The organism is Bacillus sp. AFS029533, from assembly GCF_002585125.1.
Taxonomy (GTDB): domain Bacteria; phylum Bacillota; class Bacilli; order Bacillales; family Bacillaceae_G; genus Gottfriedia; species Gottfriedia luciferensis_B.
Genome location: NZ_NUQC01000029.1, coordinates 17,717 through 43,950, shown reverse-complemented (window position 1 = coordinate 43,950; position 26,234 = coordinate 17,717). Strand labels below are relative to the sequence as shown.

The window sequence follows — 26,234 nt, the reverse complement described above, 5'->3', positions numbered from 1 at the left end:
TTTATTGATTAATGCATTTATTTAGAGAGGAGGTTCACTAATGTCAAAAATACAGAAGTTAGATGAGATTTTAGCCAATCAAATAGCCGCAGGTGAAGTTGTAGAACGTCCTGCATCAGTTGTTAAGGAATTACTTGAGAATGCAATTGATGCAATTAGTACACGTATTACAGTCGAAATTAACGACGGTGGACTCTCACGAATTTTTGTAAGTGATAATGGCGAAGGGATGACAAAGGAAGATAGTATCCTTGCATTTGAGCGCCATGCAACTAGTAAAATAAAAGATGAAAATGACTTATTTCGAATACGTACATTAGGTTTCCGAGGTGAAGCATTACCGAGTATTGCGTCTGTAAGTTATGTTACAGTAAAAACATCAACCGAAGACGGACCTGGAATTGAAACCATTTTAAAAGGTGGCGTATTGCAATCCCAAAAAGAAATTGCAAAATCAAAAGGGACAAGTATTGAAGTTTCAAATTTATTTTTTAATACACCAGCTAGATTAAAATATATGAGAACGGTTCAAACAGAATTAAGTAATGTAACAGACGTTGTCTATCGATTAGCATTAGCTAATCCACAAATCGCTTTTGATTTGAAACATAATGATAAATTAATGTTCCGTAGTAATGGAAATGGCGACGCAAGACAAATCCTTGCATCATTATACGGACTACAAATTGCAAAAAACATGGTTCATTTTAAAGGCGAGTCATTAGACTTTCAAATTGAAGGCTATTTATCTATGCCAGAATATACACGAGCAACTAGAAACTATATATCACTATATGTAAATGGAAGATATGTAAAACACTATGGTGTAAACAAATCAATTAGTGAAGGTTATCATACTTTGCTACCAATTGGCCGTTTTCCAATCGTTTCGTTATTTATTAAAATGGACCCTCAATTAGTCGATGTAAATGTACATCCAACAAAACAAGAAGTTCGTTTTAGTAAAGAGGATCAATTATTTACATTAATTACTGAAAGTATAAAAAAAGTTTTTAGAGGTCGTTCCCTAATTCCAGAAATAAAGTCAACAGTTCCAAAGGAAAAAATATTTAGTGAACAATCTACATTTTCGTTTGAACATTCTTCTATAAAAGAAGATGTAGAAAAGAAATTACCATTCTCGCTTCAAGATCGTTTTACTACTAATTCGAATTATTCCAATGAAACGAATGAAACAATAAAAGAAGAAAATTCAACTGAATTCGATTCAATTAATCAAATTGATTCATCAACCCCAACCGATTATGAAAGTCTTTATTTTGAAAAACATGAATTGAATAAAGACGTAGGATATTCAAATTTTGTAAGTGAAGACGACCAATCAAATATAGAAGAAACAGTCATTGTGAACGAAGAAGTATATGATGAGCAAAACATAGACCAACTACCCCCTTTATATCCAATCGGCCAAATGCACGGAACGTATATTATTGCTCAAAATGAAAAAGGATTATATTTAATTGATCAACATGCCGCACAGGAACGTGTTTACTATGAATATTTTAAGGAAAAAATAGGGGAAGTTGCATCAGAACTGCAAACTTTATTAATTCCAATTACATTTGATGTTTCACCAGAGCAAGCTATTTTATTAGACCAATACCAAGATGAACTCCAAGAAGTTGGGCTATTTATCGAGAAGTTTGGATCGAATAGTTATGTCATTCGTGAACATCCAAATTGGTTTCCAGAAGGACAAGAGGATACATTAATTGATGAAATGATTCAAGAACTATTAAAACGCGGAACGATTAATATAAAAAAACTGCGTGAAGAAAAAGCCATCATGATGAGCTGTAAAGCGTCAATAAAAGCAAATCAATATATAACAAACGATGAGATTTTTAATCTATTAGAATCGTTGAGAAAATCAAGCAATCCATTTACATGTCCACACGGTCGACCAATCGTTATCCATTTTAGTTCGTATGAGCTTGAGAAAATGTTTAAGCGAGTAATGTAATAAAATAAGTTTGAATTTTTAAAGGGCAGTCTCATAATTCAGATTAACTGAACTATGGGCGCCCCTTTTTTAAAATTAATAAATTATTTAACAACTCCAATCACAAAACCATCATATCCTTTTAATCCAACAGTCTGAATAGCGGTAGTGTCAATTCGAGAGTCTGTAGTGATTAGATCCAAAAGCTCACGAACACCTTTAACACTTTTATCTTGACTCGTTTCATAAATTACCTCTCCGTTTCGAACAACATTATCGACAATAATTAATGCACCAGAGCTTGCTAATTTTAATGCCCATTTTAAATAATGAGGATTATTTGGTTTATCGGCATCGATAAATATGAAATCAAATAAAGGCTTTGATTCTTTTAGCGTTGGTAAAGTATCTAACGCTTTTCCGATAATAATCTCGACTTTTTCTTGCAATTTTGCTTCTATGATATTTTGTTTGGCAACTTTTGCATGCTCATGGCTAATTTCTAAGGTTGTTAATTTGCCATCCTCAGGAAGTGCACGAGCTAACCAAATACTACTATATCCACCTAAAGTACCGATTTCTAAAATGTTTTTAGCGCCTTTAATTTTTGCTAATAGATAAAGTAATTTACCTTGAGTAGGAGACACATCTATACTAGGTAAACCGGCTTGATAATTTGCAAGTAATACATTTTCTAATATAGGATCATTTGGAATTAGTTTTTCTACAAAATATTCATCAACATCGTTCCATATTACGTTATTAGGCAAGATTACTTCCCCCTTACTTAGTACTGTTTTCAAAAAAGTATATGGTATTGTTTTATAAAAATGCTTCTACAGGAAAAAAGACATATACACGAAGTGAAAATTCATACTTAATCGGTTTGTTTTACATATTTGTGTTTGCTAAAATAGATTGGTAGTAAAATTAACCAGTAGAGGAGATTTTTATATGATTAATAAAATCGGTAAAGTTACTGTTTATGTAGAAGATCAAGAGCAAGCAAAAGATTTTTGGATTAATAAAATGGGGTTTGTACTAAAATTAGAAATGCCAATGGGACCAGACGCTAAATGGATTGAAGTAGGTCCAAGCGAAAGTGAATTTACTACTTTAGTTCTTTACTCTAAACCTTCGATGGAACAATTTAAACCAGAAAAAATAGCTCATCCATCTGTACTTTTTAGCACAACGGATATTGAGTCTGCTTATGAAAAAATGAAACAAAATGGCGTAAAAGTTGATGACCTGATGAAAATGCCATACGGTTCAATGTTTAATTTTTATGATCAAGATGGTAATGATTATTTATTAAGAGAAGACAAATAATACATAATAAAAAGAGTTGTTTCTATTTAGAGAAACAACTCTTTTTACTTAAACTAGATGTTCGAATTTTACTCGTTTATTTAAATAGTACATTATCGGTATACCAACAACCATCACTACAAATTCACCAATGGCTGTAGTTAAATAAGTTATTGGGAAAGGTAAATGAAATGCTAGTTTTAATTCGATTGCGATTAAGAACATAGTAATCGTAAAGACAACCGTGTTAACAATCATTCTCGGTATAATACCTTTTATAAATTTTGACGTGGCAATTGTAATTAATAACGAAATAATCGATTGGCCAACACCAAAGACTAAATCATATGCCATTATTGGAGAAAAGAAAAAATTAGCTAATATAACTCCTAAAACTACTCCATATATGTACTTTTTATTAAATACGACTAAGTGGTTAAAAATTTCGGATACACGAAACTGTACATTCGTAAACCCGAATGGTTGAATAAAGTACGTAACTGCAATATAAAGTGCAGCAAATACTCCATTAACAGTAATTGTCTTTAACTTCATTTTGTTACTCCTTAGTTTTTTTTCGTGGGAGGTTTTCGAACCACGTAAAAAATATATTTTTTAAACGTAAGAATAAATATTATACTTAAAAATAATTTTAGTCAATAATAAAAAAGAAATTAATTATGAAAATAAGTTCAAAAAAATACTTTATAAAGAATATATTATATTGGTATAATTAGTGAATCAAAACAATTTATTTTTCTTTCAGTTTAAAGTGAAAGGACTGACAAAATGACAATTCCTTATGATCCATATATTTTAGTATTTGGTGTTTCGATATGTGATATTATCGGATTTACGAAAAAAAATTATCGTCCATATGATTCAAATCCAGGCAGTGTAAAAGTATCGTTTGGTGGTGTTTGCCGTAATATTGCAGAAAATATGGCAAAGATCAACTTAAATACAAAGTTTATTTCAGTCATTGGTGATGATATCAATGGAATCAATATGTTAAATCACGCAAAAAATATGAACATAGATATGGAAGACACATTAATTATTAAAGGAGAATCTACTCCAACATATTTAGCCATTTTAAATGAAAGCGGAGAAATGGTCTCTGCGGTAGTAGATTTAGATATCACAAACAATTTTACAGAGGAGTTTATAGACTCCAAAGCAGAAGTTATTCGAAATGCTGAATATATGGTGGTTGACGCGGACAATCCAAGTATTTTAGCTTATTTATTAACAAATTTCCATAATGAAACAAAATTTATTTTAGATCCAGTTTCTGCGTCAAAAGCTTCAAAAATAAAAGATTATATTCAATATTTTCATACGATTAAACCAAATCGACATGAAGCTGAAGTATTGTGTGGATTTGAAATTACTTCTGTGGAAGATGTTCGAAGAGCTGGCAGATATTTTAGAGAATTAGGTGTAACAAATGTTTTTATTAGTTTAGATGCAGAAGGAATTTATTATAATGATGGAATAGAAGAAGGTATTATCCAAGCCGATGGCGTTTCAGTCGTTAATGTAACAGGAGCGGGAGATGCTTTAGTTGCTGGGATCGGATATGGCTATATGAATAATATGAGCATTGTTGATACAGTTAAATATTCGGTTTCGATGTCATCTATTACAATTTCACATGTCGATACGATTAACCCGAATATGTGTTGTAACGTGGTAGATCACCATATTAATGAACTTAATTGGATTGAAATGCAATTTTAATTGAGAACCTTTTATTGGGTTCTTTTTTTTGTTTTTTAATTAGAAAAAATGCCATTAAATTTAGGTAAGCAGTAGATAGATTTTCGACGTTAAAATCAAGGATAGGTACAAATAAAGTCTGTGAAACTGCAAATAAATTTGAACTTCAAATAAAATAAGTGAAATCGCAATTAAAATCAATGAATCTGCAAATAAAAATGATGAAAAAGCAATTAAAATTAGTAAAACAGCAAATAAAATAAGCAAAACAACAAATAAAACCAATATAACTGCAAATAAGCCAACAATTATCCCCCAAAAAATATACAAACAGCAGATATTAATCAAAAAACTCAATAATCGATCCGAAAGGGTGATGGTTCAGAGCAATTCATACATACAGTAAAAAGAACCTAGCTTAATGCAAGGTTCTTTCCATCATCAAAGAGAACGAACTAAAATATCTCTCGCACTTTCTTTATCCAAAATTTTATAACCACCAACTACTGGTTTTACAAATGATTTTTCTACTAATTCGTCTAAACGTGAGTCGTCAATTTGATAATCTGCTAAACGGTTTGGTGCACCGATTGAGTTCCAAAAACTTCTTAGTGCTTGGATCCCTTCTTCTGCAACTTGCTTCGTTGTTTTTCCTTCTTCAGAAATTCCAAAAACATTTGTTGCTAGCATTTTAATTCTGCTTGGATCATAGTCTAAACAGTGACTTAGCCAGTTAGGGAATATGATCGCTAACCCACCGCCATGTGGAATATCGTAAATGGCAGATACCGCATGTTCAATTTGATGTGATGCCCAGTCGCCACCATCTGTACCATTTAATAACGTATCATTAAAGGCTGTTGTTCCAGCATACATAATTGTTTCGCGTAATTCATAGTTTTCTAAATCCTTAACAAGTTTTCCACCAGCTTCGATTACAGTAATTAATAAACTTTCGATAAAGCGATCAATCATAGGTGTATTGCTAACACGGTGGAAATATTGCTCTAATGCATGTGACATAATGTCAACAATTCCGTAAATTGTTTGATCTAGTGGTACCGAGAATGTATAAGAAGGGTCTAAAATTGAAAATTTAGGAAAAACGAGTGGGTTACTCCATCCTCTTTTTTCATTTACTGCCATATTTGATATAACTGATGTGCAGTTCATTTCTGAACCGGTTGCAGCTAATGTTAAAACAGTACCAAAAGGAGTTGCACTTGTCGGCCTAGATTTTCTTGTAATAACATCCCACACATCTCCTTCATATGGAACGCCAATTGCAATAGCTTTAACACAGTCGATTACACTGCCGCCGCCTACAGCTAAAATAAAATCAATTTTTTCATCCCTACAGATTTGAATACCTTTATTCACCGTTGTTAGTCTCGGATTTGGTTCAACTCCAGAAAGTTCAAAAATCGTTTTATCACTTAATTGGTTCATTACGTCATCATATACGCCATTTTTTTTAATACTGCCGCCACCATAAACGATCAGGATACGATTATAATTTTGTACTTCATTTGCTAATTGTTCAATTTGATTTTTCCCAAACCATAATTTAGTTGGGTTATGTTGTAAAAATGGAATCAAGGTCTTGCTCCTTCTAGTTGTACTTACTTATTTTTTAATGTTGTGTTTAGCAATTCGGCTTGTTGAATGGCTAATTGATCTTCTAATATTGCTCCAGGTGAATTTCCTGTTCCAATAATATATCCTTCAAGTGTAGCTCCAACAAATTCGAAAATATGCTTAAATTGTAAAATTAATGGTAGAGCTTTAATTTTAGGCTGATCTCCACCAACAATTACGACATAGATTTTTTTGTTTTTCATTTTTTCAGCGAATTGTAGATCTTTATTACGAAGACTTTGAGACCAACGATCAATAAAGTTTTTCATGTATCCACTCATACCATACCAATATAAAGGTGTTGAAAAAATAATCGTATCATGCTCGAGCATTTCTTTTACAATTTCCTCGTAATCATCATCAATTGGTTGGAAGCCATTTGGCTCGTGTCTTTGGTCGTTAATTGCCTTTATCTGTTTATGACGTAATTGTACTTCCGTCTTGGCAACATCTTTTGTAATGAAATTTGTTAGCTGCTCTGTATTTCCGTTTTCCCTAGAACTACCATGAATGATAAACATATTGTTTCCACTCCTTTTTGAATAAATTATGATTGTAATTATGAATGATAACGATCTTAAAATAAAGTACGTACTAAAAAGTGCCTATAAAACTTTTTGGGAAATCTAAGTCTATGGAACTAAGTTCGGTTATTTTATAACTGATAAATAGTTGAACTATAAATTATTTGTATGCTATATTTTATGAACATTTACTGTTGACTGCAAAATCATTGATAGGACAATAGTTATAATATCCACAATATATGATGATTTTGAAGTTTTCATTAGTACTAAAAAAGTTGAGTAAAATAACTTTATTTTTAATTAAATAGTATTTAGCAATGATGGAGGATATATGAAAGAATATAATATGCCGATTGAAGCGGCGATTGAGGTAATAGGTGGTAAGTGGAAATGTATCATACTTTGCCATTTAGAAACTGGTAAAAAAAGAACGAATGAACTTAGAAAACTGATGCCTAAAATAACTCAAAAAATGTTAACACAGCAATTAAGAGAGTTAGAAACGGATGGACTAATTAATCGTATTGCATATGATCAAATTCCACCAAAAGTGGAATACGAATTAAATGAATACGGTAAATCAATGAAACCAATTTTGGATCTCTTATGTACATGGGGTGGAAATCATATAAAGAAAAGCAAAAGGAATTAATACTATCGTTATAAAATTAAGAAACGACAAAAAATTTATTAAATTAAAAATTTTTTGAAGGAATTTAAAAAGAAGTGTAGAAATATTTATCTTAGAGACTACTATATAAGTGTAAAATCGATTCATAAAACGATGATTACATTAATATAGTAGTAAAGGTTGTGTGTTCGTTAGGGAAATTCCCATATATTTCTAAATGGTATTCTTGGCGAATTGTCATCCTTGTTAAGAATTTTTTTTATGCGGTTTATTTGTTTTGTAAGCGTTTACTTTACGCTCTTACATAGTTTTTTCTTTTCTTTACAAAATTCGTAATTTATAGGGGGAAATTAAAATGAAACAAGATGAATTAAAACAAACAAATACTAGCTATGATGTTTTTCCAGTATCAGATGTACATCATTTAGAACTATATGTAGGGAACGCGAAACAAACAGCTTATTTCTTCGCAAACACTTTTGGATTTACACCAGTAGCATACTCTGGCTTAGAAACAAAAGTACGTGATAAAGTTTCTTACGTATTAAAAAATGGTACTATTCGTCTAGTTATTACTGGAACTTTAAAAGAAGATTCTAAAATTGCTGACTTCATTAAAAAACATGGTGATGGTGTTAAAGATATCGCTTTATTAGTAGATGATATCGAAGCAGCATATCAAGGTGCAGTAAGCCGTGGAGCAATTAAAATTTTACCTCCAACTGAAGTTAGCGATGAATACGGAACAGTTAAAAAAGCTGTAATCGGAACTTATGGTGATACAATTCACACATTAATCGAAAAAGGCGACTACAATGGTCCTTTCTTACCAGGATATAAAGATCGCGCTTTCACAATTCCAGTAAATGAAACTGGATTAATCGCATTAGACCACGTAGTTGGTAACGTTGAAAGAATGGAAGAATGGGTTTCTTATTATGAAAATGTAATGGGATTCCAATCAATGATCCATTTTGATGATGACGATATTAGTACGGAGTATTCTGCATTAATGTCAAAAGTTATGACAAATGGAAGCAGAATTAAATTCCCAATTAATGAACCAGCTGAAGGTAAAAAGAAATCACAAATTCAAGAGTACTTAGATTATAACAATGGACCAGGCGTACAACATATTGCTTTATTAACTGAAGATATTGTTGATACAGTTACTAAACTTAGAGCTCTAGGTGTGGAATTCTTAAAAACACCAGATACTTACTATGATATGTTAACAGAGCGCGTTGGAAAAATTGATGAAGATATTGAGAAATTAAGAGAATTAAAGATTTTAGTTGACCGTGATGATGAAGGGTATTTATTACAAATCTTCACTCGTCCAATCGTTGACCGTCCAACTTTATTTATTGAAATTATTCAACGTAAAGGTGCTAGAGGTTTCGGTGATGGTAACTTTAAAGCATTATTCGAATCAATCGAGCGCGAGCAAGAACTTCGAGGAAATCTATAAGGAGTTGTAACAATGGAAATTAGACCGGATACTTTACCATGGCAAGATGCTTATAAGCTGTTAATTGGTTCAGTGTTGCCTCGTCCGATTGCTTTTGTTTCAACTGTAAACTCAGAAGGTGTAGCGAATGTTGCACCTTTTAGTTTCTTTACAGCGATTTGTGCTGACCCGATGTTAGTGTGCTTTGCACCAATGATTAGAGGTACAGACGGCGAGAAAAAAGACACATTAAAAAATATTGAACAGACGAAACGATTTATTATTAATATTGTAAGTGAAGAAATTTGCGAACAAGTTAATAATGCTGCTGCAGATTTTCCGTATGGAGTAGATGAATTTGAACAAGTTGGTCTTACAAAAGTTGATGGGACAACTGTGCAAGTTCCTCGAGTAAAAGAAAGTTTAGTAGGACTAGAATGTGAGCTTCATGAGCTACTACATTTTGGTGAGAACAAAGGTGCTGGAAGTTTAGTAATTGGTAAAGTCGTTAATGTTCATATAAATGATGAATTATATGCAGATGGCAAAATCAATACTGAAAAGCTAAATCCAGTTGGTCGCCTTGCTGGCCATTCTTATACTCGTGCTATTTCTGATACTTTTGCAATTGAAAGAAAAAGGTGAAGGTATGAAATTTATAACTTTTCAATATGATGGTAATGAGCGTGCAGGATTATTAGTTGAAGATCAAGTAATGGATCTTAATAAAGCTAGTAATGGCAGAATTCCAGCGGATTTACTAACAATTCTAGAAAACTATGATTTATATAAAAATGAAATAGCAGAAATAACAGGAGAAGGTATTCCACTTTCTTCCGTTCAATTGCGAGCACCATTACCAAAACCACAGAGTATTCGTGACTTTTATGCCTTTGAAGAGCATGTGAAAACTGCTCGCGGCAGAAGAGGTCTAGAGATGATACCTGAGTGGTATGACGTACCAGTTTTCTATTTTACGAATCATCGAGCGGTAATTGGACCTGAAGATCATGTCAGTATTCCAACTAATTGCAAAAAGATGGATTTTGAATTAGAAATCGCTTGTATTATCGGTAAAGAAGGTAAAGATATCCCAGTTGAAGAAGCCGATGATTATATTCTTGGCTATACAATTTTGAATGACTGGAGTGCTAGAGATATTCAAGCACACGAAGTAAAGGTTGGCTTAGGTCCATCTAAGGGTAAGGATTTTGCTACTTCTTTAGGACCTTGCATTGTAACAAAAGATGAAATTGAGAAATTTAGAACAGGTAAAAGCTACGATTTGAAGATGACAGCTGCAGTTAATGGAAAAGTCATTTCTAGTGGCAATTTTTCTTCAATTTATTATTCCGTTCCAGAATTAATTTCTCATGCTTCAAAAAATGTAACGTTATATCCAGGTGATGTGATTGGCTCCGGAACTGTTGGAACAGGCTGTATCTTAGAGCTTGGTGAAGAAAAACATCGCTGGTTAGAAGATGGAGACGTCGTGGAGTTAAGCATTACAGGTTTAGGTACATTACGAAATACCGTAAGAAAGTGAGGGGAAGCTTGTGTATTATCGTAGTCTAGGTAAGATTCCAAAGAAAAGACATATTCAATTTCGTAAAGAAGATGGGTCATTATACAGAGAGCAGGTAATGGGTACAAAAGGATTTTCAGGTACTCAATCTATTTTATATCATAACAATATGCCTACATCAGTTAGTGAAACATCATTTTATAAATCACTTCAAATCGAATTTGAAGAACAGACATCCCTACAGCACCGCCATATTCGTACAAACAATTTAGAGCGTACAGGTGATGCATTAGAAGGAAGAGTATACGTTTTAGGTAATTCTGATCTGTTAATTGCAGTTGCAAACGTAACGGAAGAAAGCAAACATTTTTATCGAAATGGTGAAGGAGATGAAATGTTCTTCGTCCATTACGGTTCAGGTGAAATCCAAACAATGTTTGGAACAATTACTTACCGTAAAGGGGATTATATCATGATCCCTATTGGAACAATTTACAAAGTAGTTCCAAATGATGATACGAAGTTTTTAATTGTTGAGTCAAATAGCCAATTAACAACGCCAAGACGTTATCGCAATGAATATGGCCAAATGCTTGAGCATAGTCCATTTTGCGAACGTGATTTTAGAGGACCAGAATCGCTTGAGACATATGATCAAAAAGGTGAATTCACTGTCCTAACTAGAGCAAGAGGAAACCTTTATAAACATGTTTTAACACATCATCCATTTGATGTAGTAGGTTGGGATGGGTATTTATATCCATGGGCATTTAATATTGAAGATTTCGAACCGATTACAGGAAGAATTCATCAGCCACCACCAGTACATCAAACATTCGAAGGACATAATTTTGTAGTGTGCTCATTTGTACCAAGGATGTATGATTACCATCCCGAAGCAATTCCGGCACCTTATGTACACAGTAATGTAAACAGTGATGAAGTCCTTTACTATGTAGAAGGAAACTTTATGAGTAGAAAAGGAATCGAACAAGAGTCTATTACATTACATCCATCAGGTATTCCACATGGACCACATCCAGGTAAAACTGAGGGAAGTATTGGAAAGAAAGAAACATTAGAACTAGCAGTTATGATTGATACATTTAGACCACTTTACGTAGTAAAAGAAGCACATCAATATGAAGATCCGGCTTATATGGGTAGTTGGATTGAAAAGTAGAGTCTTTTGATTCTACTTTTTATTTGAATTTGAAACAAGCTATGTACAAGAAAACCCAGGCATTATGGAACTAGATAATTTGAAATATTCTTAAAAATAGTACTAGATTAACAGCTTAATAATATGATAAACTGACAACATTATACAAAACTTTGAATAAAAGGAGAAATAAGCATGTACGTGAAACCACAAATTTTGACGCTTCAAGCATACACACCAGGAAAACCAAGTGAAGTAGTCATGCGTGAATATGGTCTAGACAAAGTAGTAAAACTTGCATCAAATGAAAATCCATTCGGATGTTCTCCTAAAGTTTTTGAAGAACTACGTAATGTAGTAAGTAAGTTTGCGATTTATCCAGATGGAGCAACAGAAGAAATTAGTAAGAAACTAGCAAATTTCCTAAATATACAGCCAGATCAATTAATATTCGGAAGTGGTGCTGACGAAGTTATTCAAATGATTAGTCGAGCGTTGTTAACGAAAGAACATAATATTGTACAAGCATCTCAAACATTTTCACAATATGCTCATCACGCAGTTATTGAAGGTGCTGAAGTAAGACCTGTTCCTTTAGTTAAAGGTGTACACGATTTAGATTCTATGCTTGCACAAGTTGATGCGAATACTAAAATAGTTTGGATTTGTAATCCAAATAACCCAACAGGTACATATATTGGTAGCCGCAAATTAGTCGAGTTTTTAGAAAAAGTACCAAGCACTACTTTTGTAGTTGTTGACGAAGCTTACGTTGAATATGTATCAGCATCAGATTTCCCTGATACAATCTCATTACTAAATAAATTTGACAATCTAATCGTATTAAGAACATTTTCAAAAGCATACGGCCTAGCATCATTCCGAATCGGTTACGGAATCGGAAATAGCAAATTAATTCAAGAATTAAATATCGCTAGACTACCATTCAACACTTCAATGTTATCTCAAGTTGCAGCAATAGCAGCACTTGAAGACCAAGTCTTTATTAAAAACTGTGTTGAACAAAATAAAAAAGGCATGGAACAATACGAAGAGTTTTTCAACAGTTATGGAATCGAATACTACCCATCTCAAGCAAACTTTATATTTGTTTCACTTGAAAATAGCCAAGAAATCTTTAAAGATCTAGAATCAAAAGGATACATTATCCGTGCATTCCCTAATGGAATTCGAATTACAATCGGAACTGCTGCTGAAAATGAAGGACTAATCTTACATTTAAAGCCAGCATTAACGAAAAATACTTCTACAATCTAATTAATTGGAAAATCGTCATTTATAGAAATGACGATTTTTTGTTTTATCTTTATATAACTAAAATTTACGTATACTTGAAGTAGTATATTTACTCGTTTCGTCTCAATAAGAGATAAAGGGGGGAATGCTTTACTAGAAGTTGAGAAGAAAGGGAATCAAGTAGAAATTATCATTTATTGGAAGAGTGAAAAACAACTAAGTTCACTATGCCATTAGAACTCTTTGAAAAAAAATATAATGATATTCAATAATGTTAAAAATATATAAATAGATAGGGTGATTAGCGTGGAATTTACGTTACTTGGATTAGTGTTAGTCATAGTTTTTGTACTTTTTACAACGGTTATTGATAAACTTAACAAACTAGAGAATCGAATGAAAAATATAAAGATTACTTTAGATCAGATTGCTAAAGTAGTAGAAGTCCCAGAACATCCAATTAATAATGATATACGTAAACTTTTACAAGAAGGAAAAGAAATTCAAGCAATTAGAGAAGTTAGAAGTCTTTTAGGTCTTTCATTATTAGAAGCAAAACAATATGTTGATGCTTTAAAAATGGTTGCGAGTTAGTGAAGAATTGTACCTCAGCTTGTGATTGTTGAGGTACAAAAATTAATTCTTTTTTACCTGTTTTTCCTTCTAAAATATAAAAGTCAGATTCCTTACAAGTTGGAATCTAACTTTATATTTTAGTTTTTTACTATATTTCCGAACGAAAAGTTTTACCTAACTGATTTCCGAGACCGAAATAATGACGGAAATTGTATATTAGTGGACTCCATTTATTTGGATCAATATGATTTTCTTCAATGATGATTTCATTTTGAGCATGTACATGTAAAACATGTGTCTCAACAATTGCAAAATCAGGTGAATGTTCAGGGATACGAATGTGCTTTACAATTGCCTCGATTTGAATTGGGCATTCTGCTATTCGTGTAGGTTTTACGGTTTGTGACTCTGTAGCGGTTAATTTACTAATATTGTATTTTTCTTTTTTATATGAAAATCCTATATTTTTCTTAGTATCAGGAACGGGATTTTTTCCCGTAAAAGGGGCTAAAAATTCAACATTCTCCCATAATAAAGGGCTAGGTACATTGATTACACATTCAGGATGTCGCTGTAAATTTTCAATTGCTTTCCCGCCAAGTCCAATTCCTAATATTATGCAATCTCCTAAAGCCCATGAAGAGGACATCGGGCTAATATTAACTGTCCCATCCTCATTCAATGTATTTAGTAAAATTACGGGTGTTCCATAATATAGAATTTTAGGTCTAATCAACTTTGTATTTGTAAAATGATTCATTTTTTTCCTCCTAATAATTATGTATTTCAAATATATTGTAGAATATAAATAGTTCAATTATCATCGAAATATGGATTACATAATGGGAGGAGATTTAAAATGAATGCAAATCCAAATGTGGCAGTGGTTGCTACGCTTGTAAGTGAAACTTCACGTGCTGCAATATTAACCGTCCTTTTAGATGGTCGATTTCATCCTGCTAGCGAACTGGCATATATGGCTGGAATAAAACCACAAACGGCTAGTTTCCATTTAGCAAAATTGGTCGATGCGAAATTACTTAATGTAGAAAAACAAGGAAGACATCGTTACTACGGTATTCGAAATCAGGAGGTTGCTCAAATAATGGAGACATTATTATCAATAGCTCCGCCAATTGAAATTAGGTCTTTAAAACAAGCTTCGGAAAATTCAGCAATACGCTTTGCAAGAACGTGTTACGATCATCCTGCAGGAAAGTTTGGGGTACTATTAACTGATTCTTTAATTAATTTGGGAGTCATAAACGAAGAAAAACAAGGATTTATTGTAACAGAAATAGGAGAGAGATTCTTTACTGATTTTCAAATCGATCTTGAAAAAATTAAGAAGAAACGTCGATCATTTTCACATAAATGTTTAGATTGGAGTGAAAGACGATATCACCTTGGTGGAGCATTGGGAAATGCTCTTCTAGAAAGATTTTTAGAACTAAATTGGATTCAACGTATGCCAAAAACAAGAGCCATAAAAATAACTTTTGAAGGAAAAAAAGGTTTTAAAGAAATATTTTCTTTTGATATTTAAAGTACTTATTTACTAAAATCAACTAGAAAAAGCTAGTTGCCCTAATAATGCATACATAAGTAGTACAACAACTGACAGGTATATTGCGTTAAAATTACTGATACTAATACTTGAAGAGAATAAACTTTTCACTGAAGAATAAATATTAACAAATATAGCTTTAGTGGAAATGGGGATTGAGGTATGAAAGAAAGGTCAGAAAAAAGACATAATGTTCCAGTTGGTTCAAAAAGTGTTATTACTTTCGGTTCGGCTTTAGCCATTACAATATCTTGGAGTATTCATAAATCAGTTCTTTGGGCAATAATTCACGGGTTTTTTAGTTGGTTTTACGTTATTTATTATCTCTTTACTAAGTAAGGTTTTTGCATTAGTTATACTATATAAGATATTTGTTATAAGAATAAAACACTTATTTTAGTTTAATAGATTCGAAAAATTAAAAAATCTTAATGTAAACCCTTTCAAAATTTTTATTTTTCAAAAGGGATTGACAACTTATATCAAATTCATTAAGATGAATAAAAATAAAACGAAAAAGGAGACATGAACATGCTTTTCGCACGCACGAATAATGGGCTACAACATCATCATCCACCCAGGGTTTGAATCTATGGACAAAAATTGACCATAGATGCAAGCCCTCTTCGTGTTACGAAAAAGGTGCTTGTGTCGTGCCAGAAGGCCATACAGGCATTTAACCTGTATGGCCTTTTTGTTTTTTCTAAAAGGGGGAATGTTCAATTGGATGGGAAATTAAAGCAATCATTAGTCAATTATCGATATAAAAGAAAAATGGAAGATTATGCACTAGAGCGAGGATATATCCCTTTTCATCCTCAGTTATTTGAAGAGTATGATTCATTTTCGAGTCGAAACCCTAGATTAGCTAGAGAAGACTTAGTTGTTGTATTGACACGTTTACAGCAAATTTTATTGTTAAGACCTGATTTAACAAGTGCATTAATGAAAGAAATTTATCCAATCGCATTGAAGGAAGAGAAATGTAAAGTATTTTATCAATCAACAATCTATCGAAATAATGGGGTAGAGCTTGAGGAAATTAATCAATTTGGTATCGAAAATTTAGGGCAAATTTCTGAAGCATCTGAAATAGAAGTAGTTATTATGGCAATTGATTTATTAAGCAATGTTCCTTTTATTTTAGAAATCGGGCATACAGGATTTATCGAAGGACTTTTCAAAGAATGTAATTTAAGCGAGTCGCAAAAAAACAAATTGAAAAAGCTAATTTATTTAAAAAACATAGATGAATTAGAACGATTTATTCAGTCAATTAATTTACCCCTTCAAGCCAGAAATGTTTTTGAACAGTTATTTAGTTTACAAGGTAAAGGGGAAAAACTTCATTCATTACTTAGAAGTTTAGTATTAAATAATGAAATGGAAAATGCTGTTGAAAAGGTAATTAAATTTCAAGAAATTAGTCCAAATATTCTTCTCGATTTATCAATCGTAAATGAATTTGATTATTATGACGGAATCGTTTTTAAAGGGTATTACGATCAGTTAAATAAAGAGGTTTTAAGTGGAGGACGCTATCTTCTGGTGTCTGAAGATTCGGAAAACAGCATTGATGCAATCGGATTTTCGATTGATACAAATGCTTGGATAACATGTCAAATGAGGGATGTAAAGTGAGTTGGCTAACAGTTGCAGTTGCAAAAGGAAGACTTGAAGATGAGGTTATTAAAATATTAAGTCAGTCTGGTTACCGAAAAGTAATTGATTCTAAAACTAGAAAACTAATCTTTGAAGATGAATTAAATAAAATTAAATATTTAGTAGTGAAACCAGTGGATGTCGCTACATATGTTGAACGAGGAGTTTGCGATCTTGGTTTTGTAGGAAAAGACATTCTGCTAGAACAAGAGAAAGATGTATACGAGTTGATGGATCTAGAACTTGGAAAATGCATTTTTGCAGCAGCGGGTTTTCCAGGAACGTTAATTGATCGAGGTGATGAAACGTTAAGAGTTGCGACAAAATATCCAAATATCACTTCGAAGTATTTTCAGTTTAGGCAAAATATTGAACTTATTTATTTAAACGGTTCTGTTGAATTAGCACCAATTGTAGGAATGTCCGATATTATTGTTGATTTAGTAGAAACAGGAAGTACTTTAAAGGCAAACGGATTAGTCATCTTAGAAGAAATGATTCCAATTAGCGCCAGAGTGATTTCAAATCGTGTTAGTTATCGATTTAACTATTTCCGTATTACTGATTTTATAGAAAAAATAAAGAAGGGTAGGGATATATATGCTGGAAATTTTATCGATTAATCATAAAAGTGAAAAACTTGAAAGTATTATAAACCGAACGAATTTACCTACTGTTGAGATCACAAAAAGTGTGGAAAAGATTTTATTAAATGTGAAAGAAAATGGTGATGAAGCTGTTCGCAGGTATTCTTTAATTTATGATGAGGTCAAACTAAAAAGCTTTGAAGTTAGTGAAGATGAATTTAATGAGGCTCTAGAACAAACTGATGAAAACTTAGTAAATGCATTAATTGAAGCTAAGAAAAATATAGAGACATATCATGAAAAGCAACTTCAAGACGGCTATAAAATAAATGAAAAAAATTCATATGTTCAACAAATAATTAATCCAATTGAAAGAGTTGGTGTGTATATCCCAGGTGGAAAAGCGGCGTACCCATCAACAGTTTTAATGAATGTGATTCCTGCAAAAATAGCAGGCGTGAATGAAATTGTCATTGTAACGCCACCAAATAAAGAAGGAAAAATTAAGCCTTCTATTCTAGTCGCTGCGAAATTAGCTGGTGTTACAAAAGTGTTGAAAATTGGTGGAGCGCAAGCAATTGGGGCATTGGCTTATGGAACTGAAACAATTGAAAAAGTAGATAAAATAGTTGGCCCTGGCAATATTTATGTGGCGCTCGCTAAGAAAAGTGTTTCAGGCATCGTAGGAATTGATATGGTTGCAGGTCCAACAGAGGTTGTCATATTAGCAGATGAAACTGCCAATCCGAGATTTATTGCTGCTGACTTAATGGCACAGGCGGAGCATGATGAAATGGCATCTAGTATTGTTATTACGAATACAGAAGAGTTTGCACAAAAAATACAGCAAGAAATACCAAACTTATTAGAAGAACAACCAAGAAAAGAAATTATTAAAAGCTCATTCGAAAATTATGGAGCTATTATCGTCGTTAAAACAATCGAGGAAGGAATTGAGCTTGTTAATAAGTTAGCGCCTGAACATCTTGAACTAATGATAAAAAATCCAGAGTCGATCGTTCATAAAGTTAAAAATGCAGGTGCTATTTTTTTAGGAGACTATACTCCAGAGCCTGTTGGTGATTACTTTGCGGGAACAAATCATACATTACCGACTAGCGGAACTGCAAGATTTACCTCGCCATTAAATGTAAATGACTTTAGTAAGAAAACATCCGTTGTTTATTACAATAAAGTTGCCTTAAGCGAAGCAAGAAAACATATTGAATTGATCGCAGAGGAAGAAGGACTATATGGTCACGGTAAAGCAATTAGTATTCGATTTGAGGAGGATTCAAAGTGAGAACTGCAATGATAACAAGAAAAACAAATGAAACAAATATTCGTTTAAATTTAAATTTAGATGGTGATGGAGAAAGTAATATTCAAACTGGAATTGGTTTTTTAGATCATATGTTAACGTTATTTTCATTCCATAGCGGAATAAGCTTGGAAGTATTTTGTGAGGGTGATCTTGAAGTAGATGATCATCACACAACAGAAGATGTTGGTATCGCATTAGGTAAAGCCTTATTAATTGCGTTAGACGAAAAAATTGGCATTAATCGTTACGGTTCATGCTACATTCCAATGGATGAAACGTTAGCAAGAGTGGTCGTAGATTTTAGTGGTAGACCATATCTTGTTTACAATGATCGAACGGTAAGAGAACGAATAGGAATGATTGATACACAGAATTTTAAAGAATTTTTTAAATCATTAAGCTCTGAAGCTAGAATGAATTGTCATATGGAAGTTTTATATGGAGAAAATGATCATCACAAAATTGAAGCTTTATTTAAAGCATTTGGCAGAGCGGTTAAACAAGCGGTTGAAATAACTTCGACTAAATTACCTTCCACGAAAGGAATGTTATAAGTGAATATTATTATTGATTATGGTGTAGGTAATTTAGATTCATTAAAAAGAGCTTGTGAAGAAATTGATTTTCCGGTAGTCATTACGAATGAAATTGAAGTGATTGAGGAAGCTTCTTCTATTATTCTACCAGGTGTTGGGGCATATGAAGCAGCGATGAATGAATTAAATCGACTTGGTTTAGTTGATTGTATAAAGTCTAAGGCAAAAAGTGGTACTCCAATTTTAGGAATTTGTCTTGGAATGCAATTACTATATGAATTTAGTGAAGAAAACTTCGGAGCAATTGGGCTTGGCTTAATTAAAGGTCAAGTAAAACGTATACCTGACATCGTAAAAGTTCCACATATGGGCTGGAATAAGCTAAATTTTACGAAACAGGAATCATTATTAAAATATGTAAATGAAGGTGATTATGTCTATTTTGTACACTCATTTTATATTAGTTCAACAAATGATGAGCTTTTAGCTTATTCCGATTACGGGGTAAAGATTCCAGCAATTATTCAATCCAATAATATTTACGGAATGCAATTTCACCCTGAAAAAAGTGCAGAAACAGGTCTGAATTTATTAAAAGCATTTAAGGAGATGTGTTTATATGATTCTATATCCAGCAATTGATTTAAAGGACGGTAATTGCGTTCGCCTTGAGCAAGGAGACTTTAATAAGAAAGTAATTTATAAGAATTCACCACTTGAAGTTGCGTTAGACTTTGAAAAAGCTGGTGCAAAAGTTTTACATGTCGTTGATTTAGATGGAGCAAGGACTGGAGAACGGAAAAATGCTTCAATTATAAAAGAAATCGTTCAAAATACGAATTTAAACATTCAGTTAGGTGGAGGAATCAGATCACTTGATTCGATTTCGTTCTGGTTAGAATTAGGTGTAGAAAAAGTAATTTTGGGTACAGCTGCAATTAATAATAGACAACTTTTAGAACAAGCTGTTTTAAAATACGGTGATCGAATCATTGTAGGAGTAGATGCAAAAAACGGTTTTGTAGCCATAAATGGATGGGAAGAGTCGACAAATCAAGATAGCTATGAATTTTGTAAACAGCTAGAGCTACTCGGTGTGAAAACAGTCGTATACACTGATATATCAAAGGATGGCATGTTAAGTGGGCCTAATTTAGAAGCATATAAAAAATTAGCTGAAGAAACGAATTTAAAAATCATTGCTTCAGGTGGAGTGAGCTCAATCAATGATCTGAAATCACTTCGCACGTTAAATATTTATGGTGCGATTTCTGGAAAAGCATTATATGAAGGGAAATTTACAGTTGAGGAGGCACTTAAATGCTTGCAAGAAGAATTATACCGTGCTTAGACGTTCGTAATGGACGAGTCGTAAAAGGAAAACAGTTTTCAAGTATTCAAGATGTTGACTCACCTACGAAACTAGGAAAATATTATAGTGATAATGGTGCTGACGAGTTAGTATTTTATGATATTACGGCCTCAAATGAAGAAAGAGATATATCATTGAAATTTGTTTCAGAAGTAGCGAAGGAATTGCGTATTCCTTTCAGTGTTGGAGGTGGAGTACGTTCGATTGATGATTTTACGAAACTATTAAGAAATGGAGCCGATAAAGTTTCAATTAATTCTGCAGCAATTTTAAATCCGAATTTAATTAAAGAGGCATCAGATCGTTTTGGATCGCAATGTGTCGTGCTTTCAATTGATGCAAAGTTAAATAAAGATGGCAATTATAAAGTGTTTATAAATGGTGGTCGGAAAGAGACTGAATGGGAAGCGATTGATTGGGCAAAGAAAGGTGTGGAGCTTGGAGCGGGTGAAATTGTCTTAAATAGTATTGATGAAGATGGTATGAAAAGAGGGTTTGATATCCGATTGCTGCAAAAAATTACAAATGCAATTAATGTTCCGGTTATTGCATCTGGTGGCGCAGGAAAAGTAGAACACTTTTACGATGCGATTGAATATGCAAATGTCGATGGAGTTTTAGCTGCTTCAGTATTCCATTTTGGAGAAATCAAAATTAGTGAATTAAAAGACTACTTAAATGAAAAAAATATTCCAGTTCGACTATAGGAGGAGAAAAACATGTATTTTGATATCGAAAAAATTCGCTTTAATGAACAAGGATTAGTACCAGCAATTGTGCAAGATATTAATACGAAAGAAGTATTAATGTTGGCATATATGAATAATGAATCAATTAAACTCACAATCGATACTGGATTTGCTACATTTTATAGTAGAAGTCGCCAATCAATTTGGAAAAAAGGAGAAACATCGGGGAATCTTCAATATGTCAAATCGATTTCTTATGATTGTGACCAAGACTCAATTTTACTACAGGTTGAACAAGTAGGAGTAGCTTGCCACACAGGAAGCTACAGTTGTTTTTCCGAAAAATTAACATTAATGCAAGAAAAAAATATTGTTCAAAATGAATCATTAAGTTATCTACCAAACCTCTATGAAACGATACAAGATCGAAAAGAGAATCCAATTGAAGGATCTTATACTACCTATTTATTTAATCAAGGCATTGATAAGATATTGAAAAAAGTAGGTGAAGAGACGAGCGAAGTAATTATTGGTGCTAAAAATGAAGGAACGGAAGAATTAATTTATGAGATTAGTGATCTAGTCTATCACACAATTGTTTTAATGGTAGAAAAAGGAATAAAATTGGAAGAGATAAACAATTGCTTAATAAATAGGAAGGAGAAAGTAAAATCTTGAAAATTGATGGACACACACATACACAATATTGTCCGCACGGAAGTGGTGATGACGTACAATTAATGATCGAAAAAGCGATTGAACTTGGGTTCGATGAATACCATATCACGGAACATACACCCGTACCATCATCATTTCAAAACTGCTTAAAGCCAAATGACGCTGTTGCTTCACTTGCTATGTCTGAAAATGAAGTAGACGAATATATTAAGGAAATGTATAAAGTAAGAGATCAGTATAAGGATCGAATTCGTATAAAAATTGGATTTGAATACGATTATTTACCGAGTGAATCAGTATGGTTTAAAGATTTCCTAAAAGAATACGGCAAATATTGTGACACAGGACTTTTGTCAGTTCATTACCTAGAAGGAAAAAATGGATGGCATTGTATAGATTATAAAGCTGAAGATACCTTTTCTGGTTTAGTTAATTACTATGGCAGTGCAGAAGCGTTTCAACTTGCTTATTACGATTTAGTAAAACAGTCTATCATTGATGATTTAGGTCCGTTTAAACCCAAAAGAATAGGACATATGACTTTATGTAATAAATTTAAACAATTTTTGAATTGTGATGATACGGAAAAAATCCTAAATAAACAAGTTGAACTATTAAATCTAGTAAAAGAAAAAAATTATATTTTAGACTATAATACTGCAGGATTATTTAAAGAGTATTGTGGTGAAACCTATCCACCAAAACATGTCATTGAAATTGCGAATTCCTTAAACATAGAATTAATGTATGGTTCTGATTCTCATAGTGTAAAAGATGTTGGAAGAGGATATGAGGTTTATTTTTCAAATAGTAAAAAATCTTGCTGATGATCAAGTGATAATTCAGATCTTAAAAAGGGGAAACTGAACTGTCAGAATTTTAGCCATTGTAGTTACTCATGAAGCAGTTATGAGTAAGATAAAAGCAAGAATAAGCCATTTTAGTTACTTATGAAGGGGTTATAAGTAAGTTAAAAGCAAAAATAAGCCATTTTAGTTACTCATGAAGCAGTTATGAGTAAGATAAAAGCAAGAATAAGCCATTGTAGTTACTCATGAAGCGGTTATGAGTAAGTTAAAAGTAATATTTAGCCATTTTATTTACTCATGAAGCAGTTATGATTATGTTATTTTCAATATTGTATATGTTTTATTCCAACACTCTGACGATAAATTGATAATTTATCGTCGTCTTTTTGTTTAGTGAGAAATTTTGTTAAAATGGTGAAATTCTCCCATATTACAACTATCAAACGATAATGTATAATTAAGAAAAATTAGTAATTTTTTCTAAATTTAGTTTAGATAAAGGGAGAATTTGAATGTCAAATATTATTTGGGTCGTATTAGGGGCTTTATTAATGAGTACGATTGATTATTTGATGTTTCACTTTGGACTTGTTAATTCCGAGAATCAAAGATGGAACTGGTTTGAAAAACGAACAAAGTTTCAAAAAATTAGTGTACTGTCTGGTGTGTTTTTAGTTATTTTTGTACTTCACATTGTAAGTTAATGCTTCTAAGAGAGTCATGGTTGTGACTCCTTTTTGTTTTTATAGAAGTATTTTTAGCTAAAAAAATAAAAGGTAAAAATAGCCATTTGTTGAATAAATAACAGTGGTGACCTCAAGTACGAATTATTCGTTATCATTTAGTTCAAAATTTGTCCTACTTTTTTATGACAGTTTATTAGTTATGAGGAGACTTTATAGAAGTAATTTCTAAAATTATTAGAGTTTAAAAAGGAGGAAATTTTTTTGAATCGAAAAGAAATGTTTTTAAACGTATTAGACAAAACATATGATAAGGAAAGTTGGTTTGCTCCACTAAAAAATTCAATTGAAGGAATTACAGCTGAACAAGCTGGTTGGAGACCAACAGGGGAAGCGACTAAATCAATTTGGGAAAACGTTAATCATCTTCTTTATTACAAAGAGAGGATTGTAGCAAATCTAGAAGGTAGAGAATGGACGCAAAATCTAGACGGTGACCAAACCTTTTTTCTTACAGAACAATCGAATGAAGAAAACGAATGGAAAAAAGTTATTGAACGATTGGAGAATACTAGTTTTAGTTTAAGACAGTTATTGAGTAATATGACAGATGAGGAATTGATGAAAAATTCCTTTGAAGTCAAACTAATGGATTTATTACTACATGACGCTTACCATACCGGACAAATTATTCAAATAAGAAAAATGCAAGGATCGTGGCCATCACATCGTTGACATAACCGATTAAGGCAGCTTAAAGCTGTCTTTTTTATAATCTAGTTCTAAGCTCTTAAAAAGGAGAAAAATTGATGTTTAGTTATAAAATTGAAGAAAATTTGCAATTAAAGTTATTGACTCTACAAGATGCAAATGAGTTATACAAATTAACAATCAATTCAATGGAACATTTAAAAGAATGGTTACCATTAATAGCATATAATAAAAAACTTGAGGATACAGAGAACTTTATAAAAACAACTATGAAACAATTTACTGAAAACAATGGATTCCAAGCTGGTATTTGGTCAAATTCAAAACTTGTTGGAGTAATAGGGTTTCATAAAATTGATTGGTCAAATAAGTCGACGAGTATTGGTTATTGGCTAGGAAAGGGGGTTGAAGGTACAGGTATAATGACAAAGGCTTGTCATGCATTTGTTAATTATGCATTAACAGATCTATTGCTAAATCGGGTCGAGATTCGTGCTGCTGTTGAAAATACAAAAAGTCGTGCTATTCCTGAGAGGTTAGGATTCTTTCAGGAAGGTCGGATCAGGAAAGCTGAATGGTTGTATGATCATTATGTAGATCACATCGTTTATGGAATGTTAGCGGAAGATAGGGTTTCTTTAAGGAAATAATGTTAATTTCATATCAATGAACTTTTTTTTTGCATGAAAAGTATTAATACTTCAAATACTTCATTTGAAAGGATTTACTAATTATTTTTGTGTAAATATTTATTAATGAGTTAAATGAAATAATGACTTGTCTAGTGTGATGCTATAAACTGCATGTAAGAAAAGGAGAATATCAATGCATTGGTATGAAAAACTAAATCAGTATTTTCCAGTTGAAGAAATGAAATCAAGGGAACATATGGAAACTTTATTGAAAGAGCGATCAGATATTTACCATAAGGATGAAGGTCCACATCATGTTTTAATGTATGCGGAACTAGATGATTTTGTATTTATCGATTACTTGTTCGTTTCAAAAGATGCCCGTGGACAGGGTCTTGGGTATAAATTGCTTGATAAGCTAAAGAAGAAAGGCAAACCAATTATTTTAGAGGTTGAACCAGTTAATTATGAAGATACAGATACAGAAAAAAGGCTTAGATTTTATAAAAGAGAAGGTTTTGAGCATGCTCAGTCGATAGGATATAACAGACGATCATTAGCAACTCAAGAAATAAACCCTATGGAGATTTTATACTGGTCTCCAAATAATGAGGGTGAAGAAATGATATTTAAAGCGATGAAAAAAACATATAATATGATTCATACATATAGGGATACACATTTTTACGGTGAATCTTATCAGCCAGTAGAGGAAGTTTTAACTTTTGGAGAAAATAATAGCAATCAAAATCTTTTAGAAGACATATAAAAAACGACTGATAACCTCAGTCGTTTTTTTAATTACACACCCATACGTTTGCGTTGATTGTTTGGCTTTTTAGAAATTTGATTCTTTTTCGTCATATCTTTAACAGCATTTACTCCAGTATTTTGATTAGAATTTTGCTGTTTTTTGCTAGCCAACTTTTGTTTCATTAATTCCTGAAGACTAACTTTTTTTGGTTCATTGTTATTTTCGCTCATAAATTTAGTTTCCTCCAATTTAATCATACTTTTATAATGACTTGTTGAAGGAAAATTAGCAAGTACATTTAAAAGAATTAAGCGATCTATTAGCTGTCTTTTTCTGTATTTTTCTTATGAAACTCTTCCATTTTTTTACTCTTCGAATATGCAGATTCCTCTGAATGCCCAAATTGATCGACAGAACTTTTCTGTGGACCTTTGTTTGTATGTCCTTTTGCCATGTTTAACCCTCCTT

Annotated in this window: 32 protein-coding genes and 1 riboswitch; of the genes, 25 read left to right on the top strand and 7 right to left on the bottom strand. The window is 32.3% G+C overall.

Going from position 1 to position 26,234, the window contains the following annotated elements:
• The first annotated feature begins 40 nt into the window (after positions 1–40).
• Complete coding sequence (gene mutL / locus COE53_RS16815) at positions 41–1,984, top strand: DNA mismatch repair endonuclease MutL (RefSeq protein ID WP_098948439.1); 1,944 nt, start codon at positions 41–43, stop codon at positions 1,982–1,984.
• Between the two features lie 83 nt (positions 1,985–2,067).
• On the opposite strand, the gene COE53_RS16810 is transcribed toward mutL, so the two are convergent.
• Positions 2,068–2,733 carry an O-methyltransferase gene (locus COE53_RS16810; protein ID WP_098948438.1) on the bottom strand — a complete coding sequence of 222 codons (666 nt, stop codon included), beginning with the start codon at positions 2,731–2,733 and terminating at the stop codon, positions 2,068–2,070.
• A 184-nt stretch (positions 2,734–2,917) separates the two neighbouring features.
• Here COE53_RS16810 and COE53_RS16805 point away from each other — a divergent pair, with 184 nt between their 5' ends.
• Positions 2,918–3,295, top strand: coding sequence for a VOC family protein (locus COE53_RS16805; RefSeq protein WP_069034479.1), 378 nt, complete (start codon positions 2,918–2,920; stop codon positions 3,293–3,295).
• Positions 3,296–3,343: 48 nt separating this feature from the next.
• Here COE53_RS16805 and COE53_RS16800 read toward each other — a convergent pair whose 3' ends face one another.
• A complete protein-coding gene (locus tag COE53_RS16800; protein WP_069034478.1) occupies positions 3,344–3,829 on the bottom strand; it encodes a QueT transporter family protein in 486 nt (161 codons plus the stop codon).
• 5 nt (positions 3,830–3,834) lie between these two features.
• Positions 3,835–3,879: riboswitch (PreQ1 riboswitch) on the bottom strand.
• A gap of 184 nt (positions 3,880–4,063) precedes the next feature.
• Here COE53_RS16800 and COE53_RS16795 point away from each other — a divergent pair.
• The gene (locus COE53_RS16795) at positions 4,064–5,017 is read left to right on the top strand and encodes a carbohydrate kinase family protein (protein ID WP_069034477.1); all 954 of its coding nucleotides are present in this window, start codon (positions 4,064–4,066) and stop codon (positions 5,015–5,017) included.
• Between the two features lie 420 nt (positions 5,018–5,437).
• Here COE53_RS16795 and COE53_RS16790 read toward each other — a convergent pair whose 3' ends face one another.
• Entirely contained in the window at positions 5,438–6,595 is a 1,158-nt protein-coding gene (locus tag COE53_RS16790; protein ID WP_069034476.1) for an iron-containing alcohol dehydrogenase, read from the bottom strand.
• Between the two features lie 23 nt (positions 6,596–6,618).
• Complete coding sequence (locus tag COE53_RS16785) at positions 6,619–7,155, bottom strand: flavodoxin family protein (RefSeq protein ID WP_069034475.1); 537 nt, start codon at positions 7,153–7,155, stop codon at positions 6,619–6,621.
• 337 nt (positions 7,156–7,492) lie between these two features.
• Here COE53_RS16785 and COE53_RS16780 point away from each other — a divergent pair, with 337 nt between their 5' ends.
• From COE53_RS16780 to COE53_RS16750, 7 genes are all read left to right on the top strand, one after another.
• Positions 7,493–7,813: a winged helix-turn-helix transcriptional regulator gene (locus tag COE53_RS16780; protein WP_098948437.1), complete on the top strand. Its 321-nt coding sequence runs from the start codon at positions 7,493–7,495 to the stop codon at positions 7,811–7,813.
• Between the two features lie 334 nt (positions 7,814–8,147).
• Positions 8,148–9,263: a 4-hydroxyphenylpyruvate dioxygenase gene (hppD, locus tag COE53_RS16775; protein ID WP_069034473.1), complete on the top strand. Its 1,116-nt coding sequence runs from the start codon at positions 8,148–8,150 to the stop codon at positions 9,261–9,263.
• Between the two features lie 12 nt (positions 9,264–9,275).
• A complete protein-coding gene (locus tag COE53_RS16770) occupies positions 9,276–9,887 on the top strand; it encodes a flavin reductase family protein (RefSeq protein WP_069034472.1) in 612 nt (203 codons plus the stop codon).
• A 4-nt stretch (positions 9,888–9,891) separates the two neighbouring features.
• Positions 9,892–10,788 carry a fumarylacetoacetate hydrolase family protein gene (locus COE53_RS16765; RefSeq protein WP_098948436.1) on the top strand — a complete coding sequence of 299 codons (897 nt, stop codon included), beginning with the start codon at positions 9,892–9,894 and terminating at the stop codon, positions 10,786–10,788.
• 10 nt (positions 10,789–10,798) lie between these two features.
• Positions 10,799–11,950 (top strand): homogentisate 1,2-dioxygenase, encoded by a 1,152-nt coding sequence (locus tag COE53_RS16760; RefSeq protein WP_098948435.1) that lies wholly within the window; start codon positions 10,799–10,801, stop codon positions 11,948–11,950.
• A 174-nt stretch (positions 11,951–12,124) separates the two neighbouring features.
• Positions 12,125–13,207 carry a histidinol-phosphate transaminase gene (gene hisC / locus COE53_RS16755; RefSeq protein ID WP_098948434.1) on the top strand — a complete coding sequence of 361 codons (1,083 nt, stop codon included), beginning with the start codon at positions 12,125–12,127 and terminating at the stop codon, positions 13,205–13,207.
• Positions 13,208–13,492: 285 nt separating this feature from the next.
• Entirely contained in the window at positions 13,493–13,780 is a 288-nt protein-coding gene (locus COE53_RS16750) for a hypothetical protein (protein WP_098948433.1), read from the top strand.
• A 130-nt stretch (positions 13,781–13,910) separates the two neighbouring features.
• On the opposite strand, the gene COE53_RS16745 is transcribed toward COE53_RS16750, so the two are convergent.
• Positions 13,911–14,522 carry a flavin reductase family protein gene (locus COE53_RS16745; protein ID WP_098948432.1) on the bottom strand — a complete coding sequence of 204 codons (612 nt, stop codon included), beginning with the start codon at positions 14,520–14,522 and terminating at the stop codon, positions 13,911–13,913.
• 99 nt (positions 14,523–14,621) lie between these two features.
• Here COE53_RS16745 and COE53_RS16740 point away from each other — a divergent pair, with 99 nt between their 5' ends.
• From COE53_RS16740 to COE53_RS16675, 15 genes are all read left to right on the top strand, one after another.
• On the top strand, positions 14,622–15,308 hold the full coding sequence (locus tag COE53_RS16740; protein ID WP_069034466.1) for an ArsR/SmtB family transcription factor: 687 nt from the start codon (positions 14,622–14,624) through the stop codon (positions 15,306–15,308).
• Between the two features lie 183 nt (positions 15,309–15,491).
• Positions 15,492–15,668 carry a hypothetical protein gene (locus COE53_RS24060; RefSeq protein ID WP_175403510.1) on the top strand — a complete coding sequence of 59 codons (177 nt, stop codon included), beginning with the start codon at positions 15,492–15,494 and terminating at the stop codon, positions 15,666–15,668.
• A 384-nt stretch (positions 15,669–16,052) separates the two neighbouring features.
• Positions 16,053–16,970, top strand: a complete 918-nt coding sequence (locus COE53_RS16735; protein ID WP_069034465.1) for an ATP phosphoribosyltransferase regulatory subunit — start codon at positions 16,053–16,055, stop codon at positions 16,968–16,970.
• Complete coding sequence (hisG, locus tag COE53_RS16730; RefSeq protein WP_069034464.1) at positions 16,967–17,614, top strand: ATP phosphoribosyltransferase; 648 nt, start codon at positions 16,967–16,969, stop codon at positions 17,612–17,614. Before COE53_RS16735 ends, hisG begins: the two co-directional genes overlap by 4 nt.
• A complete protein-coding gene (gene hisD, locus COE53_RS16725) occupies positions 17,595–18,881 on the top strand; it encodes a histidinol dehydrogenase (RefSeq protein ID WP_217493005.1) in 1,287 nt (428 codons plus the stop codon). Before hisG ends, hisD begins: the two co-directional genes overlap by 20 nt.
• Complete coding sequence (gene hisB / locus COE53_RS16720; protein ID WP_091022181.1) at positions 18,878–19,456, top strand: imidazoleglycerol-phosphate dehydratase HisB; 579 nt, start codon at positions 18,878–18,880, stop codon at positions 19,454–19,456. The genes hisD and hisB overlap by 4 nt, the downstream gene beginning before the upstream one ends.
• On the top strand, positions 19,457–20,080 hold the full coding sequence (hisH, locus tag COE53_RS16715; RefSeq protein ID WP_069034462.1) for an imidazole glycerol phosphate synthase subunit HisH: 624 nt from the start codon (positions 19,457–19,459) through the stop codon (positions 20,078–20,080).
• The gene (gene hisA, locus COE53_RS16710) at positions 20,058–20,789 is read left to right on the top strand and encodes a 1-(5-phosphoribosyl)-5-[(5-phosphoribosylamino)methylideneamino]imidazole-4-carboxamide isomerase (RefSeq protein ID WP_069034461.1); all 732 of its coding nucleotides are present in this window, start codon (positions 20,058–20,060) and stop codon (positions 20,787–20,789) included. The genes hisH and hisA overlap by 23 nt, the downstream gene beginning before the upstream one ends.
• On the top strand, positions 20,759–21,517 hold the full coding sequence (gene hisF, locus COE53_RS16705) for an imidazole glycerol phosphate synthase subunit HisF (protein WP_098948431.1): 759 nt from the start codon (positions 20,759–20,761) through the stop codon (positions 21,515–21,517). The genes hisA and hisF overlap by 31 nt, the downstream gene beginning before the upstream one ends.
• 12 nt (positions 21,518–21,529) lie before the next feature.
• Positions 21,530–22,177, top strand: coding sequence for a bifunctional phosphoribosyl-AMP cyclohydrolase/phosphoribosyl-ATP diphosphatase HisIE (hisIE, locus tag COE53_RS16700; RefSeq protein WP_069034459.1), 648 nt, complete (start codon positions 21,530–21,532; stop codon positions 22,175–22,177).
• Complete coding sequence (gene hisJ, locus COE53_RS16695) at positions 22,174–23,004, top strand: histidinol-phosphatase HisJ (protein WP_069034458.1); 831 nt, start codon at positions 22,174–22,176, stop codon at positions 23,002–23,004. The genes hisIE and hisJ overlap by 4 nt, the downstream gene beginning before the upstream one ends.
• 494 nt (positions 23,005–23,498) lie before the next feature.
• A complete protein-coding gene (locus tag COE53_RS16690) occupies positions 23,499–23,690 on the top strand; it encodes a hypothetical protein (protein WP_069034457.1) in 192 nt (63 codons plus the stop codon).
• A gap of 258 nt (positions 23,691–23,948) precedes the next feature.
• Entirely contained in the window at positions 23,949–24,404 is a 456-nt protein-coding gene (locus COE53_RS16685) for a DinB family protein (protein ID WP_091022300.1), read from the top strand.
• A gap of 74 nt (positions 24,405–24,478) precedes the next feature.
• A complete protein-coding gene (locus COE53_RS16680; protein WP_098948430.1) occupies positions 24,479–25,030 on the top strand; it encodes a GNAT family N-acetyltransferase in 552 nt (183 codons plus the stop codon).
• 175 nt (positions 25,031–25,205) lie between these two features.
• Positions 25,206–25,781, top strand: a complete 576-nt coding sequence (locus COE53_RS16675; RefSeq protein WP_069034454.1) for a GNAT family N-acetyltransferase — start codon at positions 25,206–25,208, stop codon at positions 25,779–25,781.
• A 32-nt stretch (positions 25,782–25,813) separates the two neighbouring features.
• Here COE53_RS16675 and COE53_RS16670 read toward each other — a convergent pair whose 3' ends face one another.
• Together COE53_RS16670 and COE53_RS24410 are read right to left on the bottom strand one after the other, a co-directional pair.
• The gene (locus COE53_RS16670) at positions 25,814–25,996 is read right to left on the bottom strand and encodes a hypothetical protein (protein ID WP_069034453.1); all 183 of its coding nucleotides are present in this window, start codon (positions 25,994–25,996) and stop codon (positions 25,814–25,816) included.
• 89 nt (positions 25,997–26,085) lie between these two features.
• Positions 26,086–26,220, bottom strand: coding sequence for a hypothetical protein (locus COE53_RS24410; RefSeq protein ID WP_286131686.1), 135 nt, complete (start codon positions 26,218–26,220; stop codon positions 26,086–26,088).
• Positions 26,221–26,234 lie beyond the last annotated feature (14 nt).

What these genes read in the sequence shown, in the direction of transcription:
- COE53_RS16780 (WP_098948437.1), top strand. Translation starts at nt 7,493, where the DNA reads ATGAAAGAATATAATATGCCGATTGAAGCGGCGATTGAGGTAATAGGT.
- hisA (WP_069034461.1), top strand. Translation starts at nt 20,058, where the DNA reads ATGATTCTATATCCAGCAATTGATTTAAAGGACGGTAATTGCGTTCGC.
- COE53_RS16765 (WP_098948436.1), top strand. Translation starts at nt 9,892, where the DNA reads ATGAAATTTATAACTTTTCAATATGATGGTAATGAGCGTGCAGGATTA.
- COE53_RS16745 (WP_098948432.1), bottom strand. Translation starts at nt 14,522, where the DNA reads ATGAATCATTTTACAAATACAAAGTTGATTAGACCTAAAATTCTATAT.
- hppD (WP_069034473.1), top strand. Translation starts at nt 8,148, where the DNA reads ATGAAACAAGATGAATTAAAACAAACAAATACTAGCTATGATGTTTTT.
- hisIE (WP_069034459.1), top strand. Translation starts at nt 21,530, where the DNA reads ATGTATTTTGATATCGAAAAAATTCGCTTTAATGAACAAGGATTAGTA.
- hisC (WP_098948434.1), top strand. Translation starts at nt 12,125, where the DNA reads ATGTACGTGAAACCACAAATTTTGACGCTTCAAGCATACACACCAGGA.
- COE53_RS16670 (WP_069034453.1), bottom strand. Translation starts at nt 25,996, where the DNA reads ATGAGCGAAAATAACAATGAACCAAAAAAAGTTAGTCTTCAGGAATTA.
- COE53_RS16740 (WP_069034466.1), top strand. Translation starts at nt 14,622, where the DNA reads ATGAATGCAAATCCAAATGTGGCAGTGGTTGCTACGCTTGTAAGTGAA.
- COE53_RS16680 (WP_098948430.1), top strand. Translation starts at nt 24,479, where the DNA reads ATGTTTAGTTATAAAATTGAAGAAAATTTGCAATTAAAGTTATTGACT.
- COE53_RS16675 (WP_069034454.1), top strand. Translation starts at nt 25,206, where the DNA reads ATGCATTGGTATGAAAAACTAAATCAGTATTTTCCAGTTGAAGAAATG.
- COE53_RS16690 (WP_069034457.1), top strand. Translation starts at nt 23,499, where the DNA reads ATGTCAAATATTATTTGGGTCGTATTAGGGGCTTTATTAATGAGTACG.
- COE53_RS16795 (WP_069034477.1), top strand. Translation starts at nt 4,064, where the DNA reads ATGACAATTCCTTATGATCCATATATTTTAGTATTTGGTGTTTCGATA.
- COE53_RS16685 (WP_091022300.1), top strand. Translation starts at nt 23,949, where the DNA reads ATGTTTTTAAACGTATTAGACAAAACATATGATAAGGAAAGTTGGTTT.
- COE53_RS16785 (WP_069034475.1), bottom strand. Translation starts at nt 7,155, where the DNA reads ATGTTTATCATTCATGGTAGTTCTAGGGAAAACGGAAATACAGAGCAG.
- COE53_RS16805 (WP_069034479.1), top strand. Translation starts at nt 2,918, where the DNA reads ATGATTAATAAAATCGGTAAAGTTACTGTTTATGTAGAAGATCAAGAG.
- mutL (WP_098948439.1), top strand. Translation starts at nt 41, where the DNA reads ATGTCAAAAATACAGAAGTTAGATGAGATTTTAGCCAATCAAATAGCC.
- COE53_RS24410 (WP_286131686.1), bottom strand. Translation starts at nt 26,220, where the DNA reads ATGGCAAAAGGACATACAAACAAAGGTCCACAGAAAAGTTCTGTCGAT.
- hisF (WP_098948431.1), top strand. Translation starts at nt 20,759, where the DNA reads ATGCTTGCAAGAAGAATTATACCGTGCTTAGACGTTCGTAATGGACGA.
- COE53_RS16770 (WP_069034472.1), top strand. Translation starts at nt 9,276, where the DNA reads ATGGAAATTAGACCGGATACTTTACCATGGCAAGATGCTTATAAGCTG.
- COE53_RS24060 (WP_175403510.1), top strand. Translation starts at nt 15,492, where the DNA reads ATGAAAGAAAGGTCAGAAAAAAGACATAATGTTCCAGTTGGTTCAAAA.
- COE53_RS16800 (WP_069034478.1), bottom strand. Translation starts at nt 3,829, where the DNA reads ATGAAGTTAAAGACAATTACTGTTAATGGAGTATTTGCTGCACTTTAT.